General features: G+C 71.9%; 20 protein-coding genes. 11 read left to right on the top strand and 9 right to left on the bottom strand.

Going from position 1 to position 25,302, the window contains the following annotated elements:
- Positions 1–77 precede the first annotated feature (77 nt).
- From BLR04_RS19195 to BLR04_RS19185, 3 genes are all read left to right on the top strand, one after another.
- Positions 78–1,031 (top strand): aldo/keto reductase, encoded by a 954-nt coding sequence (locus BLR04_RS19195; protein ID WP_090766857.1) that lies wholly within the window; start codon positions 78–80, stop codon positions 1,029–1,031.
- A 75-nt stretch (positions 1,032–1,106) separates the two neighbouring features.
- Positions 1,107–1,655 carry a YciI family protein gene (locus BLR04_RS19190; RefSeq protein ID WP_090766854.1) on the top strand — a complete coding sequence of 183 codons (549 nt, stop codon included), beginning with the start codon at positions 1,107–1,109 and terminating at the stop codon, positions 1,653–1,655.
- Positions 1,656–1,844: 189 nt separating this feature from the next.
- The gene (locus tag BLR04_RS19185; RefSeq protein ID WP_090766851.1) at positions 1,845–3,260 is read left to right on the top strand and encodes a sensor histidine kinase; all 1,416 of its coding nucleotides are present in this window, start codon (positions 1,845–1,847) and stop codon (positions 3,258–3,260) included.
- Here BLR04_RS19185 and BLR04_RS19180 read toward each other — a convergent pair.
- A complete protein-coding gene (locus tag BLR04_RS19180; RefSeq protein WP_090766848.1) occupies positions 3,236–3,844 on the bottom strand; it encodes a flavin reductase family protein in 609 nt (202 codons plus the stop codon). The two genes, BLR04_RS19185 and BLR04_RS19180, sit on opposite strands and share 25 nt — an antisense overlap.
- 185 nt (positions 3,845–4,029) lie before the next feature.
- Positions 4,030–7,254, bottom strand: coding sequence for an efflux RND transporter permease subunit (locus BLR04_RS19175; RefSeq protein ID WP_090766845.1), 3,225 nt, complete (start codon positions 7,252–7,254; stop codon positions 4,030–4,032).
- Between the two features lie 99 nt (positions 7,255–7,353).
- Between BLR04_RS19175 and BLR04_RS19170 the strand changes: the two genes are divergently transcribed.
- Both BLR04_RS19170 and BLR04_RS19165 read left to right on the top strand, forming a co-directional pair.
- The gene (locus BLR04_RS19170) at positions 7,354–7,812 is read left to right on the top strand and encodes a MarR family winged helix-turn-helix transcriptional regulator (RefSeq protein WP_245740337.1); all 459 of its coding nucleotides are present in this window, start codon (positions 7,354–7,356) and stop codon (positions 7,810–7,812) included.
- A gap of 379 nt (positions 7,813–8,191) precedes the next feature.
- Positions 8,192–9,232: an NAD(P)-dependent alcohol dehydrogenase gene (locus BLR04_RS19165; RefSeq protein ID WP_090766841.1), complete on the top strand. Its 1,041-nt coding sequence runs from the start codon at positions 8,192–8,194 to the stop codon at positions 9,230–9,232.
- A gap of 105 nt (positions 9,233–9,337) precedes the next feature.
- Here BLR04_RS19165 and BLR04_RS19160 read toward each other — a convergent pair whose 3' ends face one another.
- The 7 genes from BLR04_RS19160 to BLR04_RS19130 form a co-directional block, all read right to left on the bottom strand.
- Positions 9,338–11,617 (bottom strand): HelD family protein, encoded by a 2,280-nt coding sequence (locus BLR04_RS19160; RefSeq protein WP_090766839.1) that lies wholly within the window; start codon positions 11,615–11,617, stop codon positions 9,338–9,340.
- Positions 11,618–11,960: 343 nt separating this feature from the next.
- Positions 11,961–14,045 carry a prolyl oligopeptidase family serine peptidase gene (locus BLR04_RS19155; RefSeq protein WP_090766835.1) on the bottom strand — a complete coding sequence of 695 codons (2,085 nt, stop codon included), beginning with the start codon at positions 14,043–14,045 and terminating at the stop codon, positions 11,961–11,963.
- Between the two features lie 242 nt (positions 14,046–14,287).
- Complete coding sequence (locus BLR04_RS19150) at positions 14,288–16,882, bottom strand: DUF6493 family protein (protein ID WP_090766832.1); 2,595 nt, start codon at positions 16,880–16,882, stop codon at positions 14,288–14,290.
- An 89-nt stretch (positions 16,883–16,971) separates the two neighbouring features.
- Positions 16,972–17,604, bottom strand: a complete 633-nt coding sequence (locus BLR04_RS19145; protein ID WP_090766830.1) for an ABC transporter permease subunit — start codon at positions 17,602–17,604, stop codon at positions 16,972–16,974.
- Positions 17,601–18,344 (bottom strand): ABC transporter ATP-binding protein, encoded by a 744-nt coding sequence (locus tag BLR04_RS19140; protein ID WP_090766827.1) that lies wholly within the window; start codon positions 18,342–18,344, stop codon positions 17,601–17,603. Before BLR04_RS19140 ends, BLR04_RS19145 begins: the two co-directional genes overlap by 4 nt.
- Positions 18,341–18,823, bottom strand: coding sequence for a hypothetical protein (locus tag BLR04_RS19135; protein ID WP_090766823.1), 483 nt, complete (start codon positions 18,821–18,823; stop codon positions 18,341–18,343). Before BLR04_RS19135 ends, BLR04_RS19140 begins: the two co-directional genes overlap by 4 nt.
- Positions 18,820–19,344 carry an RNA polymerase sigma factor gene (locus BLR04_RS19130; protein ID WP_090766820.1) on the bottom strand — a complete coding sequence of 175 codons (525 nt, stop codon included), beginning with the start codon at positions 19,342–19,344 and terminating at the stop codon, positions 18,820–18,822. The genes BLR04_RS19135 and BLR04_RS19130 overlap by 4 nt, the downstream gene beginning before the upstream one ends.
- Before the next feature lie 418 nt (positions 19,345–19,762).
- On the opposite strand from BLR04_RS19130, the gene BLR04_RS19125 reads away from it, so the two are divergent.
- The 6 genes from BLR04_RS19125 to BLR04_RS19100 all read left to right on the top strand — a co-directional run bounded on the left by BLR04_RS19125 (position 19,763) and on the right by BLR04_RS19100 (position 25,277).
- Complete coding sequence (locus BLR04_RS19125) at positions 19,763–20,545, top strand: SDR family NAD(P)-dependent oxidoreductase (RefSeq protein ID WP_218129063.1); 783 nt, start codon at positions 19,763–19,765, stop codon at positions 20,543–20,545.
- Between the two features lie 74 nt (positions 20,546–20,619).
- Entirely contained in the window at positions 20,620–21,603 is a 984-nt protein-coding gene (locus BLR04_RS19120; protein ID WP_090766817.1) for an endonuclease/exonuclease/phosphatase family protein, read from the top strand.
- Between the two features lie 90 nt (positions 21,604–21,693).
- Positions 21,694–22,497: an SAM-dependent methyltransferase gene (locus tag BLR04_RS19115; RefSeq protein ID WP_090767291.1), complete on the top strand. Its 804-nt coding sequence runs from the start codon at positions 21,694–21,696 to the stop codon at positions 22,495–22,497.
- 182 nt (positions 22,498–22,679) lie between these two features.
- Positions 22,680–22,916 (top strand): DUF2630 family protein, encoded by a 237-nt coding sequence (locus BLR04_RS19110; protein WP_090766815.1) that lies wholly within the window; start codon positions 22,680–22,682, stop codon positions 22,914–22,916.
- Between the two features lie 16 nt (positions 22,917–22,932).
- Entirely contained in the window at positions 22,933–23,883 is a 951-nt protein-coding gene (locus BLR04_RS19105; protein WP_218129062.1) for an NAD(P)H-dependent flavin oxidoreductase, read from the top strand.
- Positions 23,884–23,972: 89 nt separating this feature from the next.
- A complete protein-coding gene (locus BLR04_RS19100; RefSeq protein ID WP_245740336.1) occupies positions 23,973–25,277 on the top strand; it encodes a PP2C family protein-serine/threonine phosphatase in 1,305 nt (434 codons plus the stop codon).
- Positions 25,278–25,302: the final 25 nt, after the last annotated feature.

Genomic DNA, 25,302 nt, shown 5'->3' with positions numbered 1-25,302 from the left:
CGTTCACCGGCGGCCGTATTCCTACCTTTTGCCCCCCACCGACCCGTCCGTGAGCGCCCCTGGGCAGGGGCGACCTCATGGACACGGTACGGCTGGGACGCACCGACCTCCAGGTCAGCCGCATCTGCCACGGCACCTGGCAGTTCGGCGGCGACTGGGGCGCGATCGACGAACCCGCGGCCATCGCCGCCATCCGGCACGCCCGTGAACACGGCGTCACCTTCTTCGACACCGCCCAGGGCTACGGCTTCGGCACCGCAGAACGCCTCCTCGGCCGCGCCCTCGACGGAGACCTGCGCGGCGTCGTCATCGCCACCAAGGGCGGCCTGCGCATGGACGGCGACGACCTCGTCCGCGACTCCAGCCCCGCCTGGCTCCGGCAGGGCGTCGAATCCAGCCTGCGAGCGCTCGGCACCGACCACATCGACCTCTACCAGGTGCACTGGCCCGACCCCCGCACCCCGCTCGCCGTCACCGCCCAGGCGCTGCAGGACCTCGTCGCCGAAGGACTCATCCGGCACATCGGCGTCTCCAACTTCGACACCGACCAGCTGCGCGCCTTCCCCGGCGTGGAGACGATCCAGCCGCCCTACCACCTGTTCCGCCGCGACGTCGAGGCCGACGTGCTGCCGTACGCGGCCGACCGCGACCTCGGCGTCCTCATCTACGGCCCGCTCGCGCACGGACTGCTCGGCGGCGCGCTCGACGAGCACACCACCTTCCCCGGCGACGACTGGCGCTCCCACAGCCCCGACTTCGCCGGCCCCGCCTACCGCCGCAACCTCGAGGCCGTCGCCGAACTGCGCCGCTACGCCGGATGCCTCGGCATCACCATCGGACAGCTCGCCGTGGCGTGGGTGCTGTCCCACCCGTCCGTCCACGTCGCCATCGTCGGCGCCCGCGACCCGCTCCACCTCGAGGAGAGCCTCGAGGCGGCCGAACTGACCCTCGGCCCCGACGACCTCGCCGAGATCGACCGCATCATGACCGGCACCACCCCCCTGACCGGCCCCTGCCCCGAAGGCATGTGACCCAGCCGCCCCACCCGACGCCACCGCGAAAACCCGATTGTCCGGCCGCCGCGAGCGCTGATAGACAGTCTCGCCATGGAATTCCTCTGCTACCACCGCGACCGGCCGCACTCCGCGGCGCTGCGCGAAGAACTGACCGAAGCGCACTGGTCCTACATGGACCGGTACGCGGCGCAGCTGATCGCCCGCGGCCCGACCCTCACCCCCGACGGCGACACCGCCACCGGCAGCCTGCACATCGCCGACCTGCCCGACCCCACCGCCGCGCGCGCGTTCGCCTTCGACGAGCCGAACTACCAGGCAGGGGTGTACCGCGACGTGCTGCTGCGGCGATGGCGCAACGTGCTGGGGCGCACCATGTGGGACTTCCCCGGCGGCCGCGAGGGCGGCAACCGCTACCTCGTGCTCGGTCTCGGCTCCGGCCCGGCCGCCGACGCCACCCCGCCGCCCGGCCTTGACGACCTCATCGCCTACGGGCCGCTGCTGTCCGACGACGGCACCACCTGGCTCGGCACCGCCCTCCTCGTACGGGCGCCCCACCCCGGCGCGGCACGCGCCCTGCTGACCCACGACCGGTACGCCGACATCGAGGTCCACCACTGGGAATTCGGCGGCCGGCGATGAGACATCACGAGCTCAGAAAACCCGGCGCTGACCGGCCGCCGCCACCCCAAGTTGCCGCTTGACCACCGCATACGGTTTCATGGAACGTGATTAACGTCACTTCGTAGTGGTACGTCCCCCGCGTGCCGTCCAGACATATCCCCCGCACATCAGCAGATCTTCGTATGAACCGGCTGAGGGGGTCGCGGGATGAAGGTCAATCGCAACGACTCGATCATCGGACGCATCACCGCGTTCTGCGCGGTGGTGTCGATCCTGCTCTGCACCCTGCTGGCGATCATCCTGCTCAACGCCGTCCACCGCTACGCCTCCAGCGCACTCGCCTCAGAGACCCGCGCCGACGGCGGCCGCGTCGCCGCCACCGTCGAAACCCGCGGCCACGTGCCAGGACCGCTCGCCCAGCAGCCCCAACGCAACGTCCAGGTCGTCGACCACCAGGGGAACGTCGTCGAGTCCACCCCGGCCCTGCGCGGCAAGCCCCGGATGGCGACGTTCACCGCCGACCGCCAGAACACCACACAGGCAGTGGTGTGCGGCGGTGTCTTCGGCGAGGGCAACTGCAGCATCGTGGTCGCCCAGTCAGCCCACCGCCCGGAGGGATACTGGACCGTCTACTCCTCCTCCCCCGCCATCCCCATGTACGTCGACTCCGGGCTCGCCGCCCTGGTCGGCGGCAGCGCGATCGTCCTGATCACCTCCATCACCTACCTCGGCAACCGCATCGTCACCGCCGCCCTGCGCCCGGTCAACGCCATCCGCAGGGAACTGGACGAGATCAACGCCTCCAACATCGCGCGCCGCGTGCCCGTCCCCGCCCGCCGCGACGAGATCCGCGAGCTCGCCGACACCATCAATCACACCCTGACCCGCCTCGACGCCGCCATGACCCAACAGCGCCAGTTCGCCTCCGACGCCTCCCACGACCTGAGAAGCCCCATCACCGCCATCCACGCCGAACTGGAGGACGCCCTCCTCGCACCCCAGGACACCAGCGTCTCCAGCCTCTCCAGCACCATCATGAACAGCGTCAAACGACTGGAGGCGATCGTCTGCGACCTGCTCACCATCACCAAACTCGACGCCGGAGCACCCGCCGTGAACGCCCCCGTCGACCTCGCCGCGCTGGTGGAGGAGGAATGCCAGATGCGCCCCCAGGGCACCAAGAAATTCCTCTGCCACCTCGAACGCGGCATCCAGGTGTGCGCCGACCGCCAACGCCTCGGCCGCCTGCTCACCAACCTCCTCGACAACGCCGACCGCCACGCCGACAGCACCATCACCATCACCGTGCGTCACGAACCGGACTCCCACCGCCCCGCCGGCATCGCCGTCCTCGAGGTGCAGGACGACGGACCCGGCGTCGACCCGAGCAAACGCGAATTCGTCTTCCAGCGCTTCGCCCGCCTCGACGAGGCCCGCAACAAGGACGCCGGAGGCAGCGGACTCGGACTCCCGATCGCCCGGCAGATCGCCGAAGCCGCCTGCGGCTCCCTGCGCATCGAGGACTCCGCACGAGGCGCCCGCTTCGTCCTCCGCCTCCCGTGCCACGCGCAGGACGACATCACCGCCCGATCAGCGGCTCACTCCGCGCGCGGCTCCTCATAGGGAATGCGCGCCAGGTGCACAACCTCGCCCAGCGTCCCCCACTGGTCGCCGCCCAGCTTCGACAACGGACGCAGCCGCTCGGCGTCCGGCCGCCCCTCCACGAGGTACTCCTCGTGCACCGAGGCCAGGAACACCCGCCCGAACACCAACGTCGAGTTACCCATCCGCAACGTCGTGTGCGAACGACACTCCAGCACCACCGGCGCGGCCGCCACCCGCGGCGGCCGCACCACCCGGCTCGCCTCCCGCTCGATGCCCACCATGTCGAACTCGCTCATGCTGCGCGGCACGTCCGTCGCCGTGTCACGAATCTGGTACAGCAACGGCTCGGCGGAGAAGTTCACCACGAACTCACCGGTGTCCTCCACATTGCGCAGCGAGTCCTTGCGACCGATCGAGGTGAACTGCACGATCGGCGGATCAGTGCTCGCGATGCTGAAGAACGAGTGCGGAGCGAGGTTCTCCACCGAACCGTCCGGCGTCAACGTCGACACCCACGCGATCGGCCGCGGAACGACCACCGAGGTCAGAAAGCGATAGAAGGCAGCCCCACCCATGGCCTCGGGATCGAAGTCGACACGCATGCCGTTCAGTATTCATCCCCACCACACGGCCCCCCAGCAGCCACGCGGACGCCGGAGAGCTGCGGAACCGGACCCCAGCAGACACGCTGAGGGGCCGGGTCGCTGCTGGAATCCCCAGCAGACACGCGAAACCGCCCGGTGGGGTCGCTCTCGACCCCACCGGGCGGACCATCACGCCTGCGACGTCACGCCGGGCGGCCGGCCAGGTCCTCCCGGGCCGAGCCCTCGGCCGGAACGCCCGCAGGCTCCCGGCCCACCGGCGCAGCCGTACGCGGCCCCCGGTCCCGCTTCGGCGTCACCGCCACCACCAGCGTCGGCACCAGCACCAGCGTCAGCACCGTCGACGAGATCAGACCACCGATCACCACGATCGCCAGCGGCTGCGAGATGAACCCGCCAGAACCCGTCACACCCAACGCCATCGGCGTCAGCGCGCAGATCGTCGCCACCGCCGTCATCAGGATCGGCCGCAGCCGTCGCCGGCCACCCTCGATGACCGCCTCGACCACGCCCATCCCCTGCTCGCGGTACTGGTTGATCAGGTCGATCAGCACGATCGCGTTCGTCACCACGATGCCGATCAGCATCAGCATGCCGATCAACGCCGGCACACCCAGCGCCGTGTCCGTGACCACCAGCAACCCGATCGCACCCGTCGCCGCGAACGGGATCGACACCAACAGGATCAACGGCTGCACGAAACTGTGGAACGTCGCCACCATGATCAGGAACACGATCGCGATCGCCGCCAGCATCGCCAGCCCCAGATCCGAGAACGCCTGCTCCTGATCGGCCGACGCACCACCGATCCTGTACGTCGCCCCCGCGTCCAGCGACAACCCGTCCAGCTTCGTCCGCAGCTCCTGGGTCACCGCGCCCAGGTCGGAGGCGTCCGCCTTGGCCGACACCGTCGCAGAACGCTCACCGTCGATCCGCGTCACCTGCGTCGGCCCGTCCACCTGACGCACCTTCGCCACCGACGACAGCGACACCAGACCACCGGCCGTCGGCAGCTTCAGATCCTCGATCGCGTCGATGTCCTCCGGCGCGCTCGCACTGCGCAGCACCAGATCACTCGTCCTGCCGTCCAGCGTGATCTGCCCCAGCGGCGCGCCACGGAAGGCCTGCGCCACCGCCTGGCCCACCTGCGCCTCCGACAGCCCACGCTCAGCCGCCTTCTCGCGGTCGACCGCGACCTCCACCCGAGGCGCGCTCGCCTCCAGGTTCGACGACACATCGCGCAGCCCGGCGACCTCGCCCATCGCGGACTTCACCGACTCGGTCGCCGACCGCAGCGCCTCGACGTCCGGCGCCTGCACGATCACCTCGATCGAGTCGCTCGCGAAACCGGCGCCGCCGGCCCCGCCCACCGTGACCTCGCCGACCCCCGACAGGCCCTCGATCTGCTCACGCAGCTCCTGCTCGGCCTTGACGGCGTCGGCGTCCTCCTTCAACGTCACCGAGTACGACGCACGGTCCGCGCCGCCGCCACCGCCGCGCAGCGCGTTCCCGCCGCCCACGTTCACCTGGTACGTCTCGACGCTGTCCAGACCGGACAGCACCTTCTCGACCTTCTTCGCGGCCGCGTCGGTCGTCCTCAGATCCGTGCCGACCGGCATCCGCTGCGACAGCGACAGCGTGTTCTGCCCTGACGCGTCCAGGAAGTTCGTCTGCAGGCTCCCCGTGAGGCCCATCGTGGCGACGAACACCGCCACCCCGATCAGCACCGTCACCAGCTTGAACCGCGTCGCGAACCGCAGCACCGGCAGGTACGCCCGCTGCAACGGCGACCGCAGCTCCCTGGCCTCGGCCTCCTCCCGCTGCGCCCGCGCCTGCTCCGGCGTCAGATCCGGCGCCTTCAGGAACCAGTACGCCAGCACCGGCACCACCGTCAGCGACACCACCAGCGAAGCCAGCAACGCCACCGTCACCGTCACCGCGAACGGGCTGAACAGCTCGCCCACCATGCCGCCCACCACGGCGATCGGCAGGAACACCGCCACCGTCGTCAGCGTCGAGGCGGTGACCGCGCCCGACACCTCCCGCACGGCCGCCAGGATCGCCTGCAGCTTCGCCTCTCCGTAGGCCAGATGCCGCTTGATGTTCTCCAGCACCACGATCGAGTCGTCCACGACCCGGCCGACCGCGATCGTCAACGCGCCCAGCGTCAGCATGTTGAGCGAGTAGTCGCCCGCCCACAGCACCAGCAGCGCGATCACCACCGACAGCGGGATCGACACCGCCGTCACCAGCGTCGAACGCACCGACAACAGGAACACCAGGATCACCAGAACGGCGAACACCAGCCCGAGCGCGCCCTCGGTGGTCAGGCTCTCGATCGACTGCTCCACGTACGGCGCCTGGTCGAACACCTTCGACACCGCCGTTTCCGAGGAGTCGCCCAGCGCCTTCGTCAGGTCGCCCAGCTTCTCGGTGATCGCGTGCGAGATCGCCACCGCGTTGCCGCCCGGCACCATCGTCACCGACACACCGAGACTGCTCTGCCCGTCCGTACGCGTGATCGCCGACGCGTCGGCGAACCCACGCGTGATCTTCGCGACGTCACCCAGCTTGACCGGCTTCGGCGGCTTCGGCGGCAGCCCGCCCGGCTGGACCGGCTGGCCCGGCTGGCCTGCCGTGGGCCGGCCCTGCTGAGGGACCGCCTGCGCCGGCGCGGCCGGCGTCAGGTAGAGGTTCTTGAGCTTGGTCAGCGTGTCGACCCGCGACCCCACCTGCACGGTGAGCGTCCGGTCGTTCGAGGTCAGCGAACCCGCCGGGATCGGCGTTCCGTTCGCCTTCAGCACCTCGGGGATCTGCGCCGCCGACACCCCGGCCCGCAGCATCTTCCCGGCGTCCGGCTCGATCGTGACGACCTCGTCACGGGTGCCCGTGATCGTCGCCTCGCGCACTCCCTCGACGCTCTGCAGCTCCGGCACCGCGATGCGGCGCAGCTTGTCGGCCATCGCCCGCTCGTCGCCGCCGTCGCCCACCGCCAGCACCATCACCGGCAGGTCGTCGGTGCTGCCCGCGGTCACCTGCGGGTCGACGCCGTCCGGCAGCCGCACCCGGCTGACCGCCTGCTGCATCTTGTTCAGCGACGCCTCGATGTCGGTGCCGTACTCGAAGGCCACCTGGATCTGCGCCATGCCCTCGCGGGAGGTCGACGTCATCTGCTCCATGCCGTCCAGACCCTTGAACGAGTCCTCGATCGGCTGGGTGACCTGCTCCTCGACGATCTCAGGCGAGGCTCCCGGATACGGCGCGATCACGAACGCGCCAGGGAACGACAACGATGGCAGCAACTGCTGGTTCAACTGCGGGATCGTGAACGCGCCGAACGCGCAGAGCACCACCGCCACCAGGATCACAAGGGTGCGGTTGACCAGGCTCAACCTGGCAAGTGCGGTCATAGGGGGCCCTCCAAAGAGTTCGCCCAAGACTAACACTTCGCCTCATACGAATATTTAGACGCCTCAAGTAATCCTGATAACCTTCTCAGGAAGCGAGAGGTGAGCGTGAACCACGAACGCGAAGAGCTGATCCTCCGGATCACCGAGACGCAGCGCGGCCTGGGGCGGCTGCTCGCGCGCCATCAGTCGCCCCTGTTCCGCTCCAACCTCACCATGAGACAGCTCAAGGCCCTCGTGATCCTGTCGGTGCACGGCTCGGCCTCCGGCCAGGACCTCGCCCACGACCTCGGAGCCGGCCTCGGCACCGTCACCGGCATCGTCGACCGCCTCGTCGCCCAGGGCCTGGCCAGCCGGCACGAGGACCCGCACGACCGCCGCGTCCGCCGCGTCGAACTCACCCCCGCCGGGACCGCCCTGATCGAAGAGATCAACAACACCGGCATCGAGCACTACCGACGCATTATGGACCACCTCGACACCGAGACGCTGCGCGCCCTCGACCACGTCACCCGCACCGTGCGGTCCGTGGCCGAGAAACTCGCCCGCGACGACGACTGAACCCTTCCCTTCGCTGCCGGTGTTGTGCGTGTGCTGCGGTGGAACCGCAGCTGCCCGCCGCCTTTACTTTGTAGATCAACACGTTCCGCAGCGACCCCGTCCGTCGGAGTCACGAATGTCGCCAGTATTCTGGTGAACGGCGTCATGACTGTCGCCCGCCCGGCCTGAACCGACGCAGCTTGCGGTTACTCGAACGCGCGGCGCGACTCCGCTGTCGCCAGACCGGAGTCTTCAACCGGCCACGGGAACCGACACGGGCCTTCGCGGGCCCCACGCCCCCGCTGCCGCTGCTCGCTGACGCCCCTGGGACGGCGCGGGCATCGGCGCAAAGGCGGTCGAGCTTCCACACCACCTGCGCACTAGTTCAAAAGGAAAGCCATTGCCTACTGTCAAGGCCTATGCGGCGACGTCCGCGACCGAACCTCTCGTGCCGGCCACGATCGAGCGCCGGGACGTCGGTCCGAAGGACGTCCTGATCGCCATTCGCTACGCCGGCATCTGCCACTCCGACATCCACACCGTCCGCGGTGAGTGGGGTCCGATCACCTACCCGCAGGTGGTCGGCCACGAGATCGTCGGTGAGGTCGTCGAGGTCGGTTCCGACGTCACCACGTACCAGGCCGGCGACCGCGTCGGCGTCGGCTGCATGGTCAACTCCTGCCGTGAGTGCGAGAACTGCCGCGCCGGCCTGGAGCAGTACTGCCTCAACGGCAACGTCGGCACCTACGCCGGCGTGGACCGCGACGGCACCATCACCCAGGGCGGCTACTCCACCCACATCGTCGTGGACCAGGACTTCGTCCTGCGCGTCCCCGAGGCCATCCCGTACGAGGCCGCGGCCCCGCTGCTCTGCGCGGGCATCACCACGTACTCGCCGCTGGCGCACTGGAACGCCGGCCCGGGCAAGCGCGTCGCGGTCGTCGGGATGGGCGGCCTCGGACACATGGCCGTCAAGATCGCCGCCGCCATGGGCGCCGAGGTCACGGTGCTGTCGCGCACGCTCGCCAAGCAGGACGACGGCCTCGCCTACGGCGCGAAGGAGTACTTCTCGACCGACGACGCCACCACGTTCGAGAAGCTCGCGAACCACTTCGACCTCATCATCAACACCGTGAGCGCGCCCCTCGACGTGGACGCGTACCTGCGGCTGCTGCGCCTGGACGGCACGATGGTCAACGTCGGCGCGCCGCCCGAGCCGCTGCCCGTCACGATGTTCACGCTGTTCGGCAACCGCCGCTCCTACGCGGGTTCCAGCATCGGCGGCATCGCCGAGACCCAGGAGATGCTCGACTTCTGCGCCGAGCGCGGCGTCGCGCCGGAGACCGAGCTCATCTCGGCCGACCAGATCAACGAGGCGTACGAGCGTGTGATGTCGAGCGACGTGCGCTACCGCTTCGTCATCGACACCGCGACCCTGTAAGCGGCTGACCAGCCACGGGGCGGAGGCGCCGGTGGGCGCCTCCGCCCCGTCCGCCGGGCACGTCGCCCGGCGGGGCCGGGCAGCCGCGCGCCCGTACGTCCGCGATCAGGGAGCCAGCCGGGACAGCACCGGCGGCAGGTCGCCCTCGTACGTCACCGTCAGCCGCCGCGTCGCCCGCGTCACCGCCACGTAGAGATCCTGGCCACCCTTCTCCGACTGGGCCAGGATGCCCGCCGGGTCCACCACCACGACCGCGTCGAACTCCAGGCCCTTGACCTGCGTCACCGTCAGCACCACCACGGGCGCGTCCAGGTCGCCGCGCGGGAACAGCCGGGCCACCTCCGCGTGCCGCCCGTCGGGCGTCACCACGCCGAGCCGCCCCTCCCCGATCTCCTCCAGCTCCCGCGCCACCAGTCCTGGCAGCTCCTGCACCGGCATCCGCACCGCGCGCGGTTCCGCCCCGCCTTCACGCACCGACACGGGCGGCTCCTCGTCCGGCGCGTACGCCCGCAGCACGTCGGCCGCCACCCGCATGATCTCCGCCGGCGTACGGTAGTTGACCAGCAGCCGCTCCTCGCGGCGGCGCCCGCCCACGTACGGGTCGAGCACCTCGCCCCACGAGCGCGCGCCCGCCGCCGACCCCGTCTGCGCCAGGTCGCCCACCACGGTCAGCGATCTGGCCGGCACCCGCCGCATCACCATCCGCCACGCCATCGGCGACAGCTCCTGCGCCTCGTCCACGATCACGTGTCCGTACGCCCATGTCCGGTCGGCCGCCGCCCTGTCGGCCGTGGTCAGGCCCGGCCCGTCGTCGGCGTGCCGCTCGGCCAGCACGTCGGCGCGTTCGAAGACGCCCTGCTCGGCCACTCCCGTGACCGTCAGGACCTCGCGCGCGTACAGCTCCGACTCCGCCTGCTCCTCGCCCGCGCGGCGGGCCGCCACCCGGCGCGCCGAGTCGTCCTCGCCGAGCAACTCGGCCGCCTCGTCCAGCAGCGGCACGTCACCCACCGTCCACGGCGCGCCGGCCGGGCGCACCAGCTCCTGCCAGGCCAGGCCCTCCGGCGCGAGCGCCCGCAGCGTCTCGGGGTCGGCCAGCAGCTCCGCGACCAGCCGCCGCGGCGTCAGTTCCGGCCACAGCTCGTCGACCGCGCGCCGCACCGCCGGCTCGCCCCACAGCCGCGTCGACGCCAGCTCCAGGTCCAGCTCGTCGAGGTCGCCCTCCAGGTCGAGCGGCTCGGTCAGCTCCGGGTCGTCCACGTCGAGCTCGTCGATGTGCAGCGACTCCTCCAGCGCCCGCGCCTCGGCCCTGGCCAGCTCCTTGAGCAGCTCGGTGACGTACAGTTTGCGCGCCATGTTGTGCGGGAGCCGCACCACGCGCGCCCGCTCGCGCAGGCGCAGGCACGTCTCTCGCGGCACGCGCAGCCGCAACCCGTCCAGCTCGACCGTCAGCTCGGCGCCGTCGGGCAGGCGCTGACGGTCGCGCACCGCCGCGGCCACCAGCTCGGCCATCCGCAGGTCGCCCTTGACGGCCTCCGTCGCCGGGGCCTCGGTCGCGGCCGCCCGCACGCCCGGGAACATCTCCCCCACCGTGGTCATCACCACCTGCGTCTCACCCAGCGCCGGCAGCACCTGGCTGATGTAGCGCAGGAACATCGGGTTCGGCCCCACCACCAGCACCCCGCGCCGCTCCAGGGTGTCGCGGTGGGTGTAGAGCAGGTACGCCGCCCGGTGCAGCGCCGCCACCGTCTTGCCGGTGCCCGGCCCGCCCTGCACCACCAGCGCGCCCTGGAGGGAGGCCCGGATCACGCGATCCTGTTCTGTCTGGATGGTGGCCACCACGTCACCCATTCGTCCCGTACGGCCGCGGCGCAGCGCGGCCAGCAGCGCCGCCTCCCCGACCAGCGTGCGCCGCTCGCCCTCGCTCATGCCCTCCAGGTCGAACACCTCGTCGTCGATGCCGACCACCTGACGGTCCTTCAGGTGCAGGTGGCGGCGCCGTACCAGCCCGCCGGGGTCGGTGGCCGTGGCCACGTAGAACGGCCGCGCCGCCGGCGCCCGCCAGTCGATCAGCACCGACTCGTGCCGGTCGTCGCGCAGCCCGATCCGGCCGACGTACATGCTCGCGCCGGTGGCGTCGTCGATGCGGCCGAAGCACAGCCCTCGCTCGACCGCGTTGAGCTGCGCCAGCCGCCGCGCCCGCTCCGACGCCGTCACCTCGCGCTCCACCCGCGCCTGGCGGCTCGTCGCCGTCGCGCCGCCCGCGTACACCTGGCGCAGGGACCGCTCGGTCCGTTCCCGCGCGGCGTCGAGCAAGCCGTAGAACCACGTCACAGCGCGCTGCTCACTGTCAAGAGCTTCCGCCAGACCATCTTGACGATTCGACATGCCGTGGTATACTCCTGTCGGGAGTGCTGTGAAAGCCCTGAAAATAGCGGGCGTCAGAGAGTACTCCCCTCATCCCGTCGCGTGCAAACCCTCCGCGACTGAGCGCTGGTTCGGCCCCCACGCCCTCTCGACGAGCCAGGCCGGAATTCGGCGTCACCCTCCCGCCCCACTGTCCTGTCCCCTGCTCCTGATCAGGAAGGGGAACGTGATCAGGAGCAGGGGTCTTTGGAGGCGTTGGGGGCCGAGATCAGGAGCAACGGTCCGTGATCAGAGCCTGGGCTCGACCGGGCCGCGGTGTGGCTGAGGGGGCGTGCGCGTGCCGTACCCGACATGTTTGTTGTCATCATGATCTGTCGGACGCGTGCAGGATGAAGGCCAGCACATCGGCGAGCAGTGCCTGCTCCTGGTCCCGCGTCGAGCCGGCGCCGTGCCCGCCGTGCTCCTCGACGCGCAGCAGCACCGGCCGGCCGGAGGCCGTGGCCGCCTGCAGGCGGGCGGCCAGCTTGGCCGGCTGCCACGGCGGCACCCGCGCGTCGCGCAGGCCGGTGGTCAGCAGCACCGCCGGGTACGGCACGCCGTCCCGAACCCGCAGGTAGGCGTCGATGATCCGCAGGGCACGCAGGCCCTCCTCAGTGGTGACGCTGCCGAACTCCGGCACGTTGACCGGCCCGCTCTCGGTGAACTCGTTACGCGTGGCGTTCACCGTCGGCGCCTGCATCGCCATGGCCGCCCACAGATCGGGGCGGCGCACCAACGCGCCGCCGGTGGGGATGCCGCCGGCGCTTACGCCCTCCCCGGCCAGCCTCCCCGGACGGGTGTAGCCGAGGGCGACGAGATGCTCGGCGCAGTCGATGAAGTCCGTGATGGTGGCCTCCTTGCGCTCGCCGCGCCCGGCCTCGTGCCACTCCCGGCCGTAGGCGCCGCCACCGCGCAGGTGCGCGACGGCGTAGACACCGCCACGCTCGTACCAGGCGAGCATCTCGGGACGGAACTCCGGCCAGTCGGTCATCCCGTGGGAGCCGTAGCCGCTGAGCACGGCCGGGTTGTCGCCGTCCAGCTCCAGGTCCTTGTGGTGGATGACGGTGAGCGGGATCGGCGTCCCGTCCCGCGCGGGCATGTGCAGAGTACGGACGTGCACGTCGCCGAAGTGCACCGGTGAGCGGGGCGCCAGCCCGGTGTCCCGGAGGGACTGGCCGTCGTAGCGGTAGAGCCGTGGCGCGTCGGTCCAGCCGGCCACCAGCAGCAGGGCCTCGGGCCTCGTCGGGTGGGCGGTCCACTCCACGATGGCGCCGTCGACCGGCATCGGGAGGTCGGCGGGCTCGCCGCCGGACAGGGGCACGTGCCGTACCCGGCTGACGCCACCGTCGAGATCGCGCACCAGCAGCCGGTCGCCCACCACCCGCACCGACTCCACCACCCGCTCACCTGCGGGTACGACCACTCGGGCTCGGGACAGATCGGGAGCGGCAAGCGGAACGGCCAGCACGCAGGAGCGCGGCGCGTCCCGGTACGAGACCAGGTAGAGGGTGTCGTGGCTGGTGGCGAAGGCGGTTACGCCGTCGGCCGCGCCCGCGACCTTCCGCCACGGGCAGGCGGCCGGGTCGGCCAGCCCGGCGCGCGGCGCCACGTATATCGTGCAGTCGCTCAGCTGCTCGCTGGTCCAGGGCCAGGGGCTGAGCGCGCTGTGGGAGACGATCGCCAGCATCCACTCGCCGTTTGGCGGCACCACCAGGAAAGGCCGATCCCGCGGGGTCAGCTCGACGTGGGGGTTGAGGCCGCGGGCCAGCACCACCGTGTCCTGCGCCGGGTCGGCGCCGAGCCGATGCAGGAAGGAGCGGCTGTCCAAGCGGTGCTGCTCCGCGTAGCGGTGATAGACGAACGACCGGCCGTCCTCCAGCCAGCTCAGGAAGGCGAAACGCGTCGTGGGAGGGATCGTGTCCAGGAGGGCACCGGAGTCGGCGTCGATCACGTGGATGGAGCTGTCCTCGGACCCGGAGTCGGAGACGGCGCAGGCGACGTGGCGGCCGTCGGGGGAGGGCACGTACCAGTCGATGACGTTTTGCCCGTCGCCGGGCACCACGTCGGGGTCGAACAAGACCCTGCTCTCTTCGTCGGACTCGGTCACCGTCAGCACCGGCACGCGGGCGTCCGGCTCGCGCACCAGGGCGAAGACCTTGTCGGCTGCCATCGCCAGGCCGTGGTACTGCGTGAGCGCGCTGCCCAGTTCGCGGATCCGGGTCAGCAGGCCGGCGCGGTGCGGCAGGGCGTCCAGGTGCTCGCGGGCGTGCCCGGCCTGGCCAGCCAGCCAGTGGTGGAACTCCTCGCCTTCGGTCTCCATCCACCGGTAGGGGTCTTCGAGTGTGATGCCGTGGAGCATCTCGCGCACGACGTCCACCCGGGCGATCGCGGGTTCGGTGCTGTCCCTCATAGGCGCATGATCATATGCCGGAGATTAAGCGACTTATCGGACATTGGAGCAACGCGCCCCTCCGCCGGGCTCGCCCGACGGAGGGGGCCAGGAAGGCGTGGCAAGCGGCCGGCTCGGGCCGCTCACCGGCGAGCTACTTTGCCCCTCGCCGTAGCTTCGGGAGCTCAGGGGGCCGGGATCAGGGGTGGGGGCTTGAGGAACCTTCTGTGACACGAACGTGCCCGGCTGCCGGGGGCGGTGGGTCAAGCGGAGAGTGTCTCCTGGAGGCGGCGTGCCTCGTGGATCAGCAGGCTTGAGCCCTTGCGAGCCGCCAGGTCCGCCAGTCCTGGTACATCGTCCTGCGCTCTTGTGAGTTCCGCCGCCTGCGTGGCGACTGCGAGCAGGTTGCCCAGCCCGGCTCTCGCCTTCTCGCCGGGGCCGGGCAGCAGCAGCGGTAGCGCCTGAGCCAGAGCCGTCCACACCTCGGCGTGTGCCCCGCGCGCCGTGAGCTCGCCGAGGACGCCGATGATCAGGTTCAGCTTGACCTGCTCACATCGGACCATGTGGCCGAGTGCCCGGCCGAGGTCGGCCGCGGGCAGTTCCCCGTGCGCGGCCAGCGCGAGGATCGCGTCGGCGGACAGGGCCCGCTGGGCAGACGCCGGATGGCTCATGCCCGCCACGATCGTGCTCGCCGTCGCCAGACCGACCGGACCGTCGTTGTGCGCCAGGGCGGCCACGGCCGCCACGTCCATGAACCCCGGGGCGCCCTCGAGGAGGTGCGCGGCCACGGCCTCCCGATGCGACGGCATGACCGACGGCCACCACACCGTGTTCCGGGAGAAGCCGCGACCGCCGGACACGGGCTCAAGCGTCCACAGCTCGGCGAGCGGCCCCGGCATGCCCTCGGGCGGTGCCAGCCGGGCATGCGCCTCCTTCAGCGACTGGTAGTAGGAGGGGCGGCCGAACGCCCCGACCTCCCAGGTCACGACCGGGTCAGGCAGCCCGCCGTCGCGCAGGCGGGCCGCCAGCCGCCGGCCCGCCTGCGACGGCAGTCTCTCCGCCCGCACGACCACTTCCGGATCGATCCGGCGCGGCAGCCGCAGCAACGCCTGCAGGAAGTCGTACTCGAGCGGCTCGGCGCCGTCCAGCCGCTCCATGCGCGTGACCAGGGTGGCCGCGTCGACGTGCCCGGTGGGCGAGGTCGGCGTGGCCAGCAGCACGGGGATCGTCTCCCCACGTTCGAGCAGGGAGACGACCTCGCGGAAACGCTTCTGGACGAAGCGCTGCGGAGCGGGCTCGGGGCCGGGCCGGCGACCGTTGCCGTTCAGCTCCTTGGTCAGAGCGCGGCTGTCCGCGGGCGACACGATGGCCAGCGCGCACCGCGACAGCAGAGAACCGATTTCTTCGTCGAAGCCGGAAATCCCGTACGCGTAGATGCTCACGTCGAAGGGGTGTCTCCAGTTCGTCCGCCACCACGACTGCAACCCCGCCACGACGGCATCGCGGTCTCGGTGTGACAGCTCGACCAGCGCTGCGAGCATGCGCTCGAACCGCGCCGGATCCTGCGGCCAGAGGGGTTCGTCCAGCTCCGCGGCCAGTTCCGGCACCGAGGCGATGGGCGGGGCCAGGGCGGGTAGCGGCGTCGCGGTCAGCGCGGGAACGACCACCGGCTCGGACGGCACCTCGTCCACCGCGCCATAGGCCGCGGCCAATCGCCGGCGCAGGTCGGCGGGCAGCCGGGCACCCGCCTCGCGGATCGCCTCCCTGCCGGGTTCGGACGTGTGCGGGGCGAGCTTGACCGCGACCCGTACCGCACGCTCGCGCAGGCCGGGAGTGTCGATGTCGAACACCGGCGCCAGCGCGGCCGCCGCGGCGCCGCCCCTGGCCGGGGGCGCGGCGGCGATCCACTTCACCGCGGCCGCCATGTTCTTCTTCTCCGGCCGGTACGCCAGCGTGTGGACCGCCTCGGCGAACAGGTCCGCCTCGAGCATTCCCGCGGACTCCGCCCGGTGCAGTTCCTCCACGGCGAGCTGAAGCAGGGGTGAGGGCGCCGACGGCAGCACCCGGACGAAGTCGGCCACCGGGATCTCGGCCGCCTCCGGCTGCAGCTCCCGCCACAGCATGACGAACGAACCGGCGTCGGCGGCGTCGACCCCGGTCAGGAACCGGCTCATGCAGCCGTCGAGCAGCGCCCGGCGCGGCACCCGGCCCGTACGGGACAGCGCGACCAGCTCGCCGGCGAGGGTGCCACCGTCTGCGTGGACTCCCACGCCCTGCGCCTGGAACAGGCGCGGCAGCATGTGATCGAGCAGCCCGTCGTCGGCGAGCGCGGCGCCACCGTGCTTCTGCTGCCGATCGGCCGTCCGCAGCACCCACCCGGACACGAACGCGTCGTTCTCCGGCGGCTCGACGCCCGTGTCGATGACCAGAGCCGCGGCCAGATCCCAGTTTCCCAGCGCCTGCCCGCGCCGCCACATCGGACCGGTGCCCGGCCGCAGCCGCCGCACCAGACGGACGGCGAGATCACGGCGCCACTCCAGCGGCCGGTCCGCGAGTACGGACATCAGGCGTGCGGCGTCGGCCTCGGCCTCCACCTGGCGAAGCTCCCGCCGGTCGAGCCAGGACGCCACCTGCGCCGCCCCGGCCATGCAGGACGCCCCGGCCACGCGGTAGAGGTGCGCCCGCTCCCTGACCCGCTGTTCGGCCTCCCACCCGCCGCGCCTGCGTTCGCTCAGGTGAGCGGGCAGGCACCAGGCGATCAGACGCCTGTCGTCGTCACCGAGGCCCTCGAGGAAGGCCACGAGGCTCGCCACGGAACTGGTCTCGATGCGGTCGAGCGCCTCTCGCGCGGTGTTCACGCGGGTGCTCCGATGCGGGCCAGGCGTAAGTTCATCTCGATCATGGGCCGCAGCCTAGGGATCGACACCGACAATCCCCCGGGGCACGCTCAGCGCCGGATCGCCACGTAGGCGGCAGCGGTCAGGGCGACGGCGAGGAGCAGGTGGGCCGCCGTCTCCGTCCACTGCAGGGTCCAGAACGGCATGTCGAACCGGGCGCGCAGGGCCCGGGCGGCGAGTTGGGCGACGCCGACCAGGAGCACCGACAACGGCATGGCGATCCGCGTGTGCCGGGTGACCGCGCCGAGCGCGACGCCGAGCGCCAGTGCGAACAGCGCCCTGCCGAACGGGACCACGCCATGGCTCTCGTAGTACGCCCAGGCCAGAGAATCACCCCCGGCGTCCGGCAGGCCCCACGCCAGCACCGCGGCGAGAACGGCCGCCGCGGCCACGGCGCCGCCCGCCGCCACCCCGAGGACGGCGACCAGCCAGCGGCCTCTCGACACGCCCTGCGTCCAGGCCAGCTTGTACGTGCCGGCCTCGAACTCCCTCGCGACGAGAGGAGCACCCCAGATCAGGCAGATCGCGCCCGCCAGGAAGCCCGACAGCTGGAAGGTGAGCCCGCTCAGCCCCGGCTCCAGCCGCTCCGCCACGACGGCGGCGCCGTACAGCAGGAGCAGCGCGGCGATGGCGGCGGCCTGGGCGCGCTGCCCGCGCCAGGCGACCCACAGCAGCCCCGTCATCGGGCCTCCTCAGGAAGATTGCGCAGGTGGTGCAGCACCAGGTCTTCGAGGCCGGTGGCGGGACGGTCGCCCAGCAGCTCGGCGAAACCGCCGCACAGCCGGACCCGGCCGCCGCCGAGCAGGATCAGGTGGTCACACACCCCGGCCAGATCGGCCAGGATGTGGGACGACAGCAGCACGGTCGCCTCCAGCTCACGCACCACGCCCATCACCTGGACGCGGGCCAGCGGGTCGAGCTCGGCCAGCGGCTCGTCCAGCACCACCAGGTCGGCGCGCTTGCCGACGGCCAGCGCGAGCGCGAGCAGCGTGCGCTGGCCGCCGGACAACCGGTCCACCCGCTCGCGCGGGCCGATGTCGTGCCCGTCCAGCAGCGACCGCGCGGCCGCGCGGTCCCAGCGGGCGTTGGTGGCGGCGCCGAAGCGCAACATGTCGTCGACGCTCCACCGGCGGTACAGCGGCTTGTCCTGGGCCACGAACGCGACCGCGGCCCGCTCCAGCGGCCGGCCGAACACCTCCACCCGGCCGCTGGTGGGCCTCAGCAGCCCAGACACCAGGTTCAGCAGCGTCGACTTGCCCGCGCCGTTCGGCCCGACCAGCGCGGCCCTGGCCCCGGCGGGCACCGCGACGCCGGCGTCGCGCAGCGCCCACTTCTCCCGCGCCCACCTCTCCCGGGCCCACCTCTCCCGGGCCCACCGCTGCCGGTACCGCTTGCCCAGCCCCACGGTCTCCAGCGCGTTCACCGCTCGTCCCGTCCGGTCAGCTCGCGCAGGCGGCGCAGCAGCGCGGCCCGCCGGGCGTGGGAGCGCACCACCAGCGCCGACGCCACCGCGACGATCAGCAACCCGGCCCCCAAGGGGAGTCCCACGCCCGCGCCGCGCTGCGCGGCCACGAAGACGACGGCCGCCGTGGTGGCGAGCGAGGCGACCAGGCCGATCCAGGCGGCCACCACCCGATCGGTGGCGAACAACGCGACCTTGCGCGTCAGCAGCCACCCGCCGTACGCGGCCCAGGCCAGGCAGATCACGGTGAACAGCCCGAACGCCACATGCGTACGACCGGGCAGCGGGCCCGGCTCCGACCACCACAACGTGCCCACGAACACGACGCCCGCCACGCCGGCCAGCAGCGCGGTCACCGCCCGGATCCGGGTCGCGCGCGACAGCGTCGGCGCCAGCCGTTCGATCATTTCCTGCGCCGACAGGCGCGGCTCATCCGTCATGGCCTGTATCCCTTCTCCTCCAGGTGCTCACGCAGCAGGCGACGGGCGCGGTTGAGCCGGGACTTGACCGTCCCGGCGGGAACCCGGCAGATGTCCGCGCACACGTCCACCGGCAGGTCCTCCAGGTAGAACAGGACGAGAACCTCCCGCTCGAGGACGGGCAGCTCCGACAGCACGCTCACCAGGGCGGCACGATCCACCATCGCCTCGACGGGGTCGTCGACGACCGCGTCGCCCGCCACGGGCGTCTCCTCGGCCTGGGCGTACTCGCCGCGCAGCCGGTCGGTGATCGACCTGCGGGCGATCGTGAACAACCACGGCGCGAACCGGCCCGGGTCGCGCAGCCGGGGCAGGCCGCGGACCACCGACAGCCAGATCTCCTGCGTCACGTCGTCGGCCCGGTCGGCGTCCAGCATGCGGCGCACATAGACCCACACCGGCGTCCGCCACCGCGACAGCAACTCCGCCAGCGCCGCGCGCTCACCCAGCTGAGCACGCACCACCAGTACCTCATCGGTCATCACATGCCTCCGAGGAGACCCCCGCCTTCAGGCGGGGGAGGAATCGGACCCCTGCGGAACAGGACAGGGGCAGCCGATTCGCCGTCAGGCGAACCGGCGTCAAAACGCCACGCGACACGACACGGTTCGGTAATCTGTTCGACGGTGGCGACAACCAAGCCACCGGACGAACGATCGCAAACACCCTCGCCGCCGGGCCGGCGGAGAGCTGAAACGCCTGTGGAGCTGGTGTAAGACCTCAACGAGAATCCTCTCGGGCGGGCAACCGGCAGTGAAGCAGGAAACCTCACGGGCGACCGTGGGAATCCCCCTCGTTCACGAGGGGGAGGAGGTCAACTCATCCTCCCGTCACCCTGCACAGTCGGGCGAGGAGCCGGAAAGGTTCACGCGAGTCTCCAGGGGTGTACGTTGACGGGCCATGTCGATGTCGTCGGACTATCTTGATCAGCTGTTCTCCCTGCGGGGCCGCCGGGCGCTCGTCACCGGGGGCAGTTCGGGCATCGGGTACGCCATGGCCGAGGCCATCGGGCGGGCCGGGGCCGAGGTCGTGATCGTCGCGCGCAGGCAGAACCCGCTGGACGAGGCGGTCGAACGGTTACGCGCTCACGGTGTCACCGCCCATGCCATCAGCGCCGACCTGGGCCGGCGCGACGACCTCCGGCGTGTCTGCGACACCGTCGACGACACTGTCGGCGACATCGACATCCTGGTCAACGACGCCGGCAACAACATCCGCAAGCCGATGGCCGACCTCACCGCCGACGACTACGAACGCACGCTGGCGGTCAACCTGACGGCGCCGTACCTGCTGGGGCAGCACCACGGGCCCCGGATGGCGGCGCGTGGATGGGGCCGCATCCTCAACGTCGGCTCGCAGCAGTCGATCAGCGCGTTCGGCGACAGCGGCGTCTACGGCACCGCCAAGGCCGCCCTGGCCGGGCTCACCCGCTCTCAGGCCGAGGCGTGGTCGGCGCACGGGGTGTGCGTCAACACGATCGTGCCCGGGTTCGTGCTCACCCCGCTCACCGCCCCCGCGCAGGCCGTCCCCGGCCGCGTCGAGGCGCTCGCCGCGCGGCACATGGCCGGGCGCAACGGCGTCCCGCAGGACTTCGCGGGCGCGGCGGTCTTCCTGGCGAGCGACGCGTCCGCGTTCGTGACCGGGCAGATGCTCTTCGTCGACGGGGGTTTCTCCGTCCACTGAGGCGAGCCCGCGTCTTTACATTGTAGATTTCTTCCTCATCGGCTTCTCAGGAAAGGGGCCTACCGTGGGAGCCCGTGCTCGTACGTGAGAAGACGAAGACGGCGGCGCGCCCCCGCCGGGTGTGGCGAGGGCGGATCGCCGCCGCGGTGGCGGTGGTGTTCGCGGCCGGTACGGCCGTGCGGGTGGGCGGGCTGGAGACCGGCGTGCTGCTGGTACCGCTGGTCGCCTTCACCCCCTACTTCGCCGTCGCGGCGCTGGTCGCGCTGGTGGTGATGGGCGCGCTGCGGCTGCGCGCCGCGACCGCGGTCATGGCGGTGGTGTGCCTGTGCCTGGCCTGGTGCGTGCTGCCGCGGACCGTCGCCGCCGAGCCGCCCACCCGGGGGCGGCCGCTGCGGGTGCTCACCGCGAACCTCAACGGCGGCCGCGGCGACGCCGCCGTCATCGCCGACCTCGTCCGCAGGCTCGACGTGGACGTCCTGTCGCTGCAGGAGCTGACCTGGTCGGCGCGCGACCGGCTCAGGGCCGCCGGGCTGGAGAGCCTGCTGCCGTACCAGATCACCAGGCCGGAGTCGCGCGGGCCAGAGGGCAGCGGCGTCTACAGCCGTCACCCCCTGCGCGAGCGGACGGGACTGTTCCTTCCGGTAGGGCACCACATGCCGGTGGCCGAGGTGGCGCTGCCCGGCGGGTCGTCCGTCGAGGTGGTCGTCGTGCACCCGGTGGCGCCCGTGCCCACGACTGTGCCGCAGTGGCACGACGGCGTCGCCTCGCTGCCGCCCGCGCCCGGCTCCGGGCCGCCGCGCGTCCTGGCCGGCGACTTCAACGCCACGCTCGACCACGCGGTCTTCCGGCGGCTGCTCGCCACCGGCTACACCGACGCGGCCGACTCCACGGGGCAGGCGCTGGTGCCGACGTGGCCGCACGGCCGCTCGCTGCCGCCGCTGGTGGCCATCGACCATGTCCTGACGGACGCGCGGGCGGGGGCGGTGGCGGTGCGGGTGTTCGACGTGCCGGGGTCCGACCATCGTGCGCTGTTCGCGGACCTGCGGGTGACGGGCTGACCCCTGCTCGACGCGGAAATAGGCCCACGCAGGCGATCTTTCGCGACATATGATCATCTCTTGTACTCCGTCATCCCCCAGGAGGCCCCCATGAGCGAGGAAAGCCCTCACCCGCGGATCGACACGTCCGTCCCGCACTCGGCGCGCGTCTACGACTACTGGCTGGGCGGGAAGGACAACTTCGCCGCGGACCGCGCGGTCGCGGAGGCCACGGCGAAGGCCTCGCCCGGAGTCGTCCAGGGCGCGCGCGACAATCGCGCCTTCCTCGGCCGCGCCGTACGCCACATCGCCGCCCAGGGGGTGACCCAGTTCCTCGACATCGGGACGGGCATCCCGACGCAGGGCAACACGCACGAGGTGGCCCAGGACGCCTACCCGGCCGCGCGGGTCGTCTACGCCGACAACGACCCGATCGTCATGCTGCACGCGCGGGCGCTGCTCAAGGGCACCCCCGAGGGACGGACTTCGTACATCGAGGCCGACCTGCGCGACCCCGACACCATCCTCAAGCACCCCGACCTGCTGGAGACCATCGACCTCAGCAAGCCGGTCGGGCTCGTCATCGTCGGCACGCTGATGTTCATCAAGGACCACGAGGACCCGTTCGGCCTCGTCGCCCGCTACAGCGCGGCGCTCGCGCCCGGCAGCTACCTGGCGATCTCGCACGTCACCGCGGACTTCGCGCCGAAGCTGGTGGGCGCGAGCGCCGACGCCTACAACAGCGAGGCGCTGGCGTTCACCCCGCGTTCCGGCGAGCAGATCATGCGCTTCTTCGACGGGTACGAGCTGGAGGAGCCTGGCCTCGTCCCGGTGTTCGACTGGCGTCCCGACGCCCCCGTCTCCCGTGACCCGCAGGACGCGGGCGCGTACGGCGTGGTGGGCCGCAAGCTCTGACCCCCGCGGGAGGCCCGTGCAGGCCCCGTGTCCCGCCCACGCCGGCATGACCCGCCCCTTTTGTGGGGATTCACGCTGTTGTGCGGTGCGGGGGCCACCCGAGGCGCAGCGATCGGCCGGTTGTACGGTGGTCCGATCCGCGGGCCGGACGCCCGCGTGCCACGGGGAACGAAGGAAGGTTCATGGACGAACAGCGGATCCTGCAGCGCATCCACGACCTCGTCGAGGAGGAGCACGGGCTGCGCGCCGAGCGCGAGTCGGCCGGGCAGGAGCAGCAGGCCAGGCTCACCCACCTGGAGGAGACCCTCGACCAGTGCTGGGACCTGCTGCGCCGCCGCCGCGCCCGGCAGGCCGCCGGCATGGACCCCGACGACGCGCAGGCGGCGCCGGTGGCCCAGGTCGAGAAGTACCTGCAGTGACGACGAAGGAGCGACCGTGCTGCGCACCTGGCTGACTGACCACTTCCGGCTGACCGTCCCGCTGGTCGCGGCGCCCATGGTGGGCGCGGGCGACGCGCGGCTGGCCGCCGCCGTCTGCGCGGCGGGCGGACTCGGCACGTTCGGCGTGGCGCCCACCTCGACGCCCGAGTGGATCGCCGAGCAGGCCGCCGCGGCGGGCGCGGGCGGACGCTCGTACGGGATCGGGCTCATGGCATGGGCTCTGACGGACGCCCAGCTCGACGCGGTGATCGAGGCGCGGCCCGCCCTGGTGTCGGTCAGCTTCGGCGACTACGCCGGCCCGGTGCGGCGGCTGCGGGCGGCCGGGATCACCGTGGCCGTCCAGGCGGGCACCACGGCGGAGGCGGTGGAGGCCGCAAGGACCGGCGCGGACATCGTCGTCGCGCGCGGCGGCGAGGGCGGCGGCCACGGCCGCGCCGAGGTGGCCACCCTGCCGCTGCTGCAGGGGGTGCTCGACGCGGTGGACGTCCCGGTGCTGGCCGCGGGTGGCATCGCGACCGCGCGCGGGCTCGCCGCCGTGCTGGCGGCCGGAGCGCAGGGCGCGTGGGTCGGGACGGCGTTCCTCGGCTGCGCCGAGTCCGCGCTCCCCGAGGGCGCCCGGCAGCGGGTGGTCACGGCCGGGGAAACCGGCACCGCGTACGGGCGCGTCTTCGACGTCGCGCAGCGGCTCGGCTGGCCCCCGGAGTTCGGCGGGCGCGCGCTGCGCAACGCGTACTTCGACCGCTGGCAGGGCCACGAGGATGAGCTGGCCGCGGACGACGCGGCGAGCGCCGAGCTGAGCGCCGCCCGCCAGTCGGGCGACTACGACACGGCCTACGTCTACGCCGGGCAGGCGGTCGGCCTCGTCGACGGCGAACGCACCGCCGCCGACGTGGTGTCCGCGTTCGCCAGGGCCGAGCAGCTGCTGCACCGCTTCGCCATCACCTGACCCTCCCCTCCACCCGCGCTCGCCTCGGGCGAAACCCCCGGTCATGGGTAGGAGTGGGGCACATGGTCAACGCCGGGGGGTGAGCGGTCGTGGGGAGTGACGGTGAGCGGGTCCTGGGCGGCCTGCTCCAGGTCATGCACATGAGCGGGATGGAGGACCTGCCGCGCGAGATCGCCTCGCACGCGCGGCACCTCGGCTTCTCCGAGATCGTGATCTACACGACCGACCTGCAGCAGCAGCTGCTCGTGCCGCTGCCGGCCCAGGAGGGCCCGGACGGCGAGCCGCCGGCGACGATGCGGATCGACGGCACGGTGGCGGGCCGCGCGTACCGCCGGATGGAGATCGTCCGCACGCGCGCGGGCGCGAACGGCACGCCCGCCGAGCCGGAAGCTCCCGAGGAGACCCCGGAGGAGAACGGCACGGAGGAGCACGGCGCGGACGACCCCGGTGATGCGGCGCCGGGCGACGGGTCGCAGCGGTTGTGGGCTCCTTTGCTGGACGGCACCGAGCGGCTCGGCGTGCTGGGCGTGACCGTGCCGTGCGACGACGACGTCACCGAGACGCGGGTGAAACATCTCGCGTCCCTGGTGGCGCTGCTGATCGTGAGCAAGCGGCCGCACAGCGACTCCTATGCCAGGATCGTCCGCTCCCGCCCGCTGACGCTGTCGGCCGAGGTGCTGTGGAACCTGCTGCCGCCCGGCACGTTCGCCACGGAGGACGTCGTGGTCAGCACCGCCCTGGAACCGGCGTACGAGATGGGCGGCGACGCCTACGACTACGCGCTGGACGGCAGGACGCTGAATGTCGCGATCTTCGACGCGATGGGCCACGACACCTCGGCCGGGCTGACCGCCACCATCGCCATCGGTTCCATCCGCAACAGCCGCCGGCGCGGCATGAACCTGCCGGAGGCCGCCGCGGCCGTCGACGCCGCGATCCAGCAGGAGTTCAGCACCCGGTTCGCGACCGGCGTGCTGGCCGAGCTGGACCTCGACAGCGGCGTGCTGACCTGGGTCAACCGAGGCCACCACCCGCCTTTGCTGCTCCGTGAGGGGCGTCTGGTGGCGACGCTGGAGAGCGTGCCCGATCCGCCGATGGGGCTGGGCCTGGATGCCCCGGTGGGGCAGTCGCGCTACCAGCTCCAGCCGGGCGACCGGCTGCTCTTCTACACCGACGGCGTCATCGAGGCGCAGAGCCCCGGCGGGGAGCGGTTCGGGCTGGAACGGTTCATCGACTTCGTCGTCCGGTGGGAGAGCAGCGGGATGTCGGCGCCGGAGACGCTGCGGCGCCTCATCCAGACCATCCTCGAACACCAGAGCGGCTGGTTGCAGGACGACGCGACCGTGCTCACCGTGGGCTGGCGCGCCCCCCTCGGGCACCGGCTCACCCTGTGAGCGCGTGTACCGCCCCCGCCCGCTG

The sequence above is a fragment of the Nonomuraea maritima genome (genome assembly GCF_900100395.1).
GTDB classification, from domain to species: Bacteria; Actinomycetota; Actinomycetes; order Streptosporangiales; family Streptosporangiaceae; genus Nonomuraea; species Nonomuraea maritima.
The sequence above is the reverse complement of the archived record's forward strand: the minus strand, read 5'-3'. Positions and strand labels throughout refer to the sequence as shown.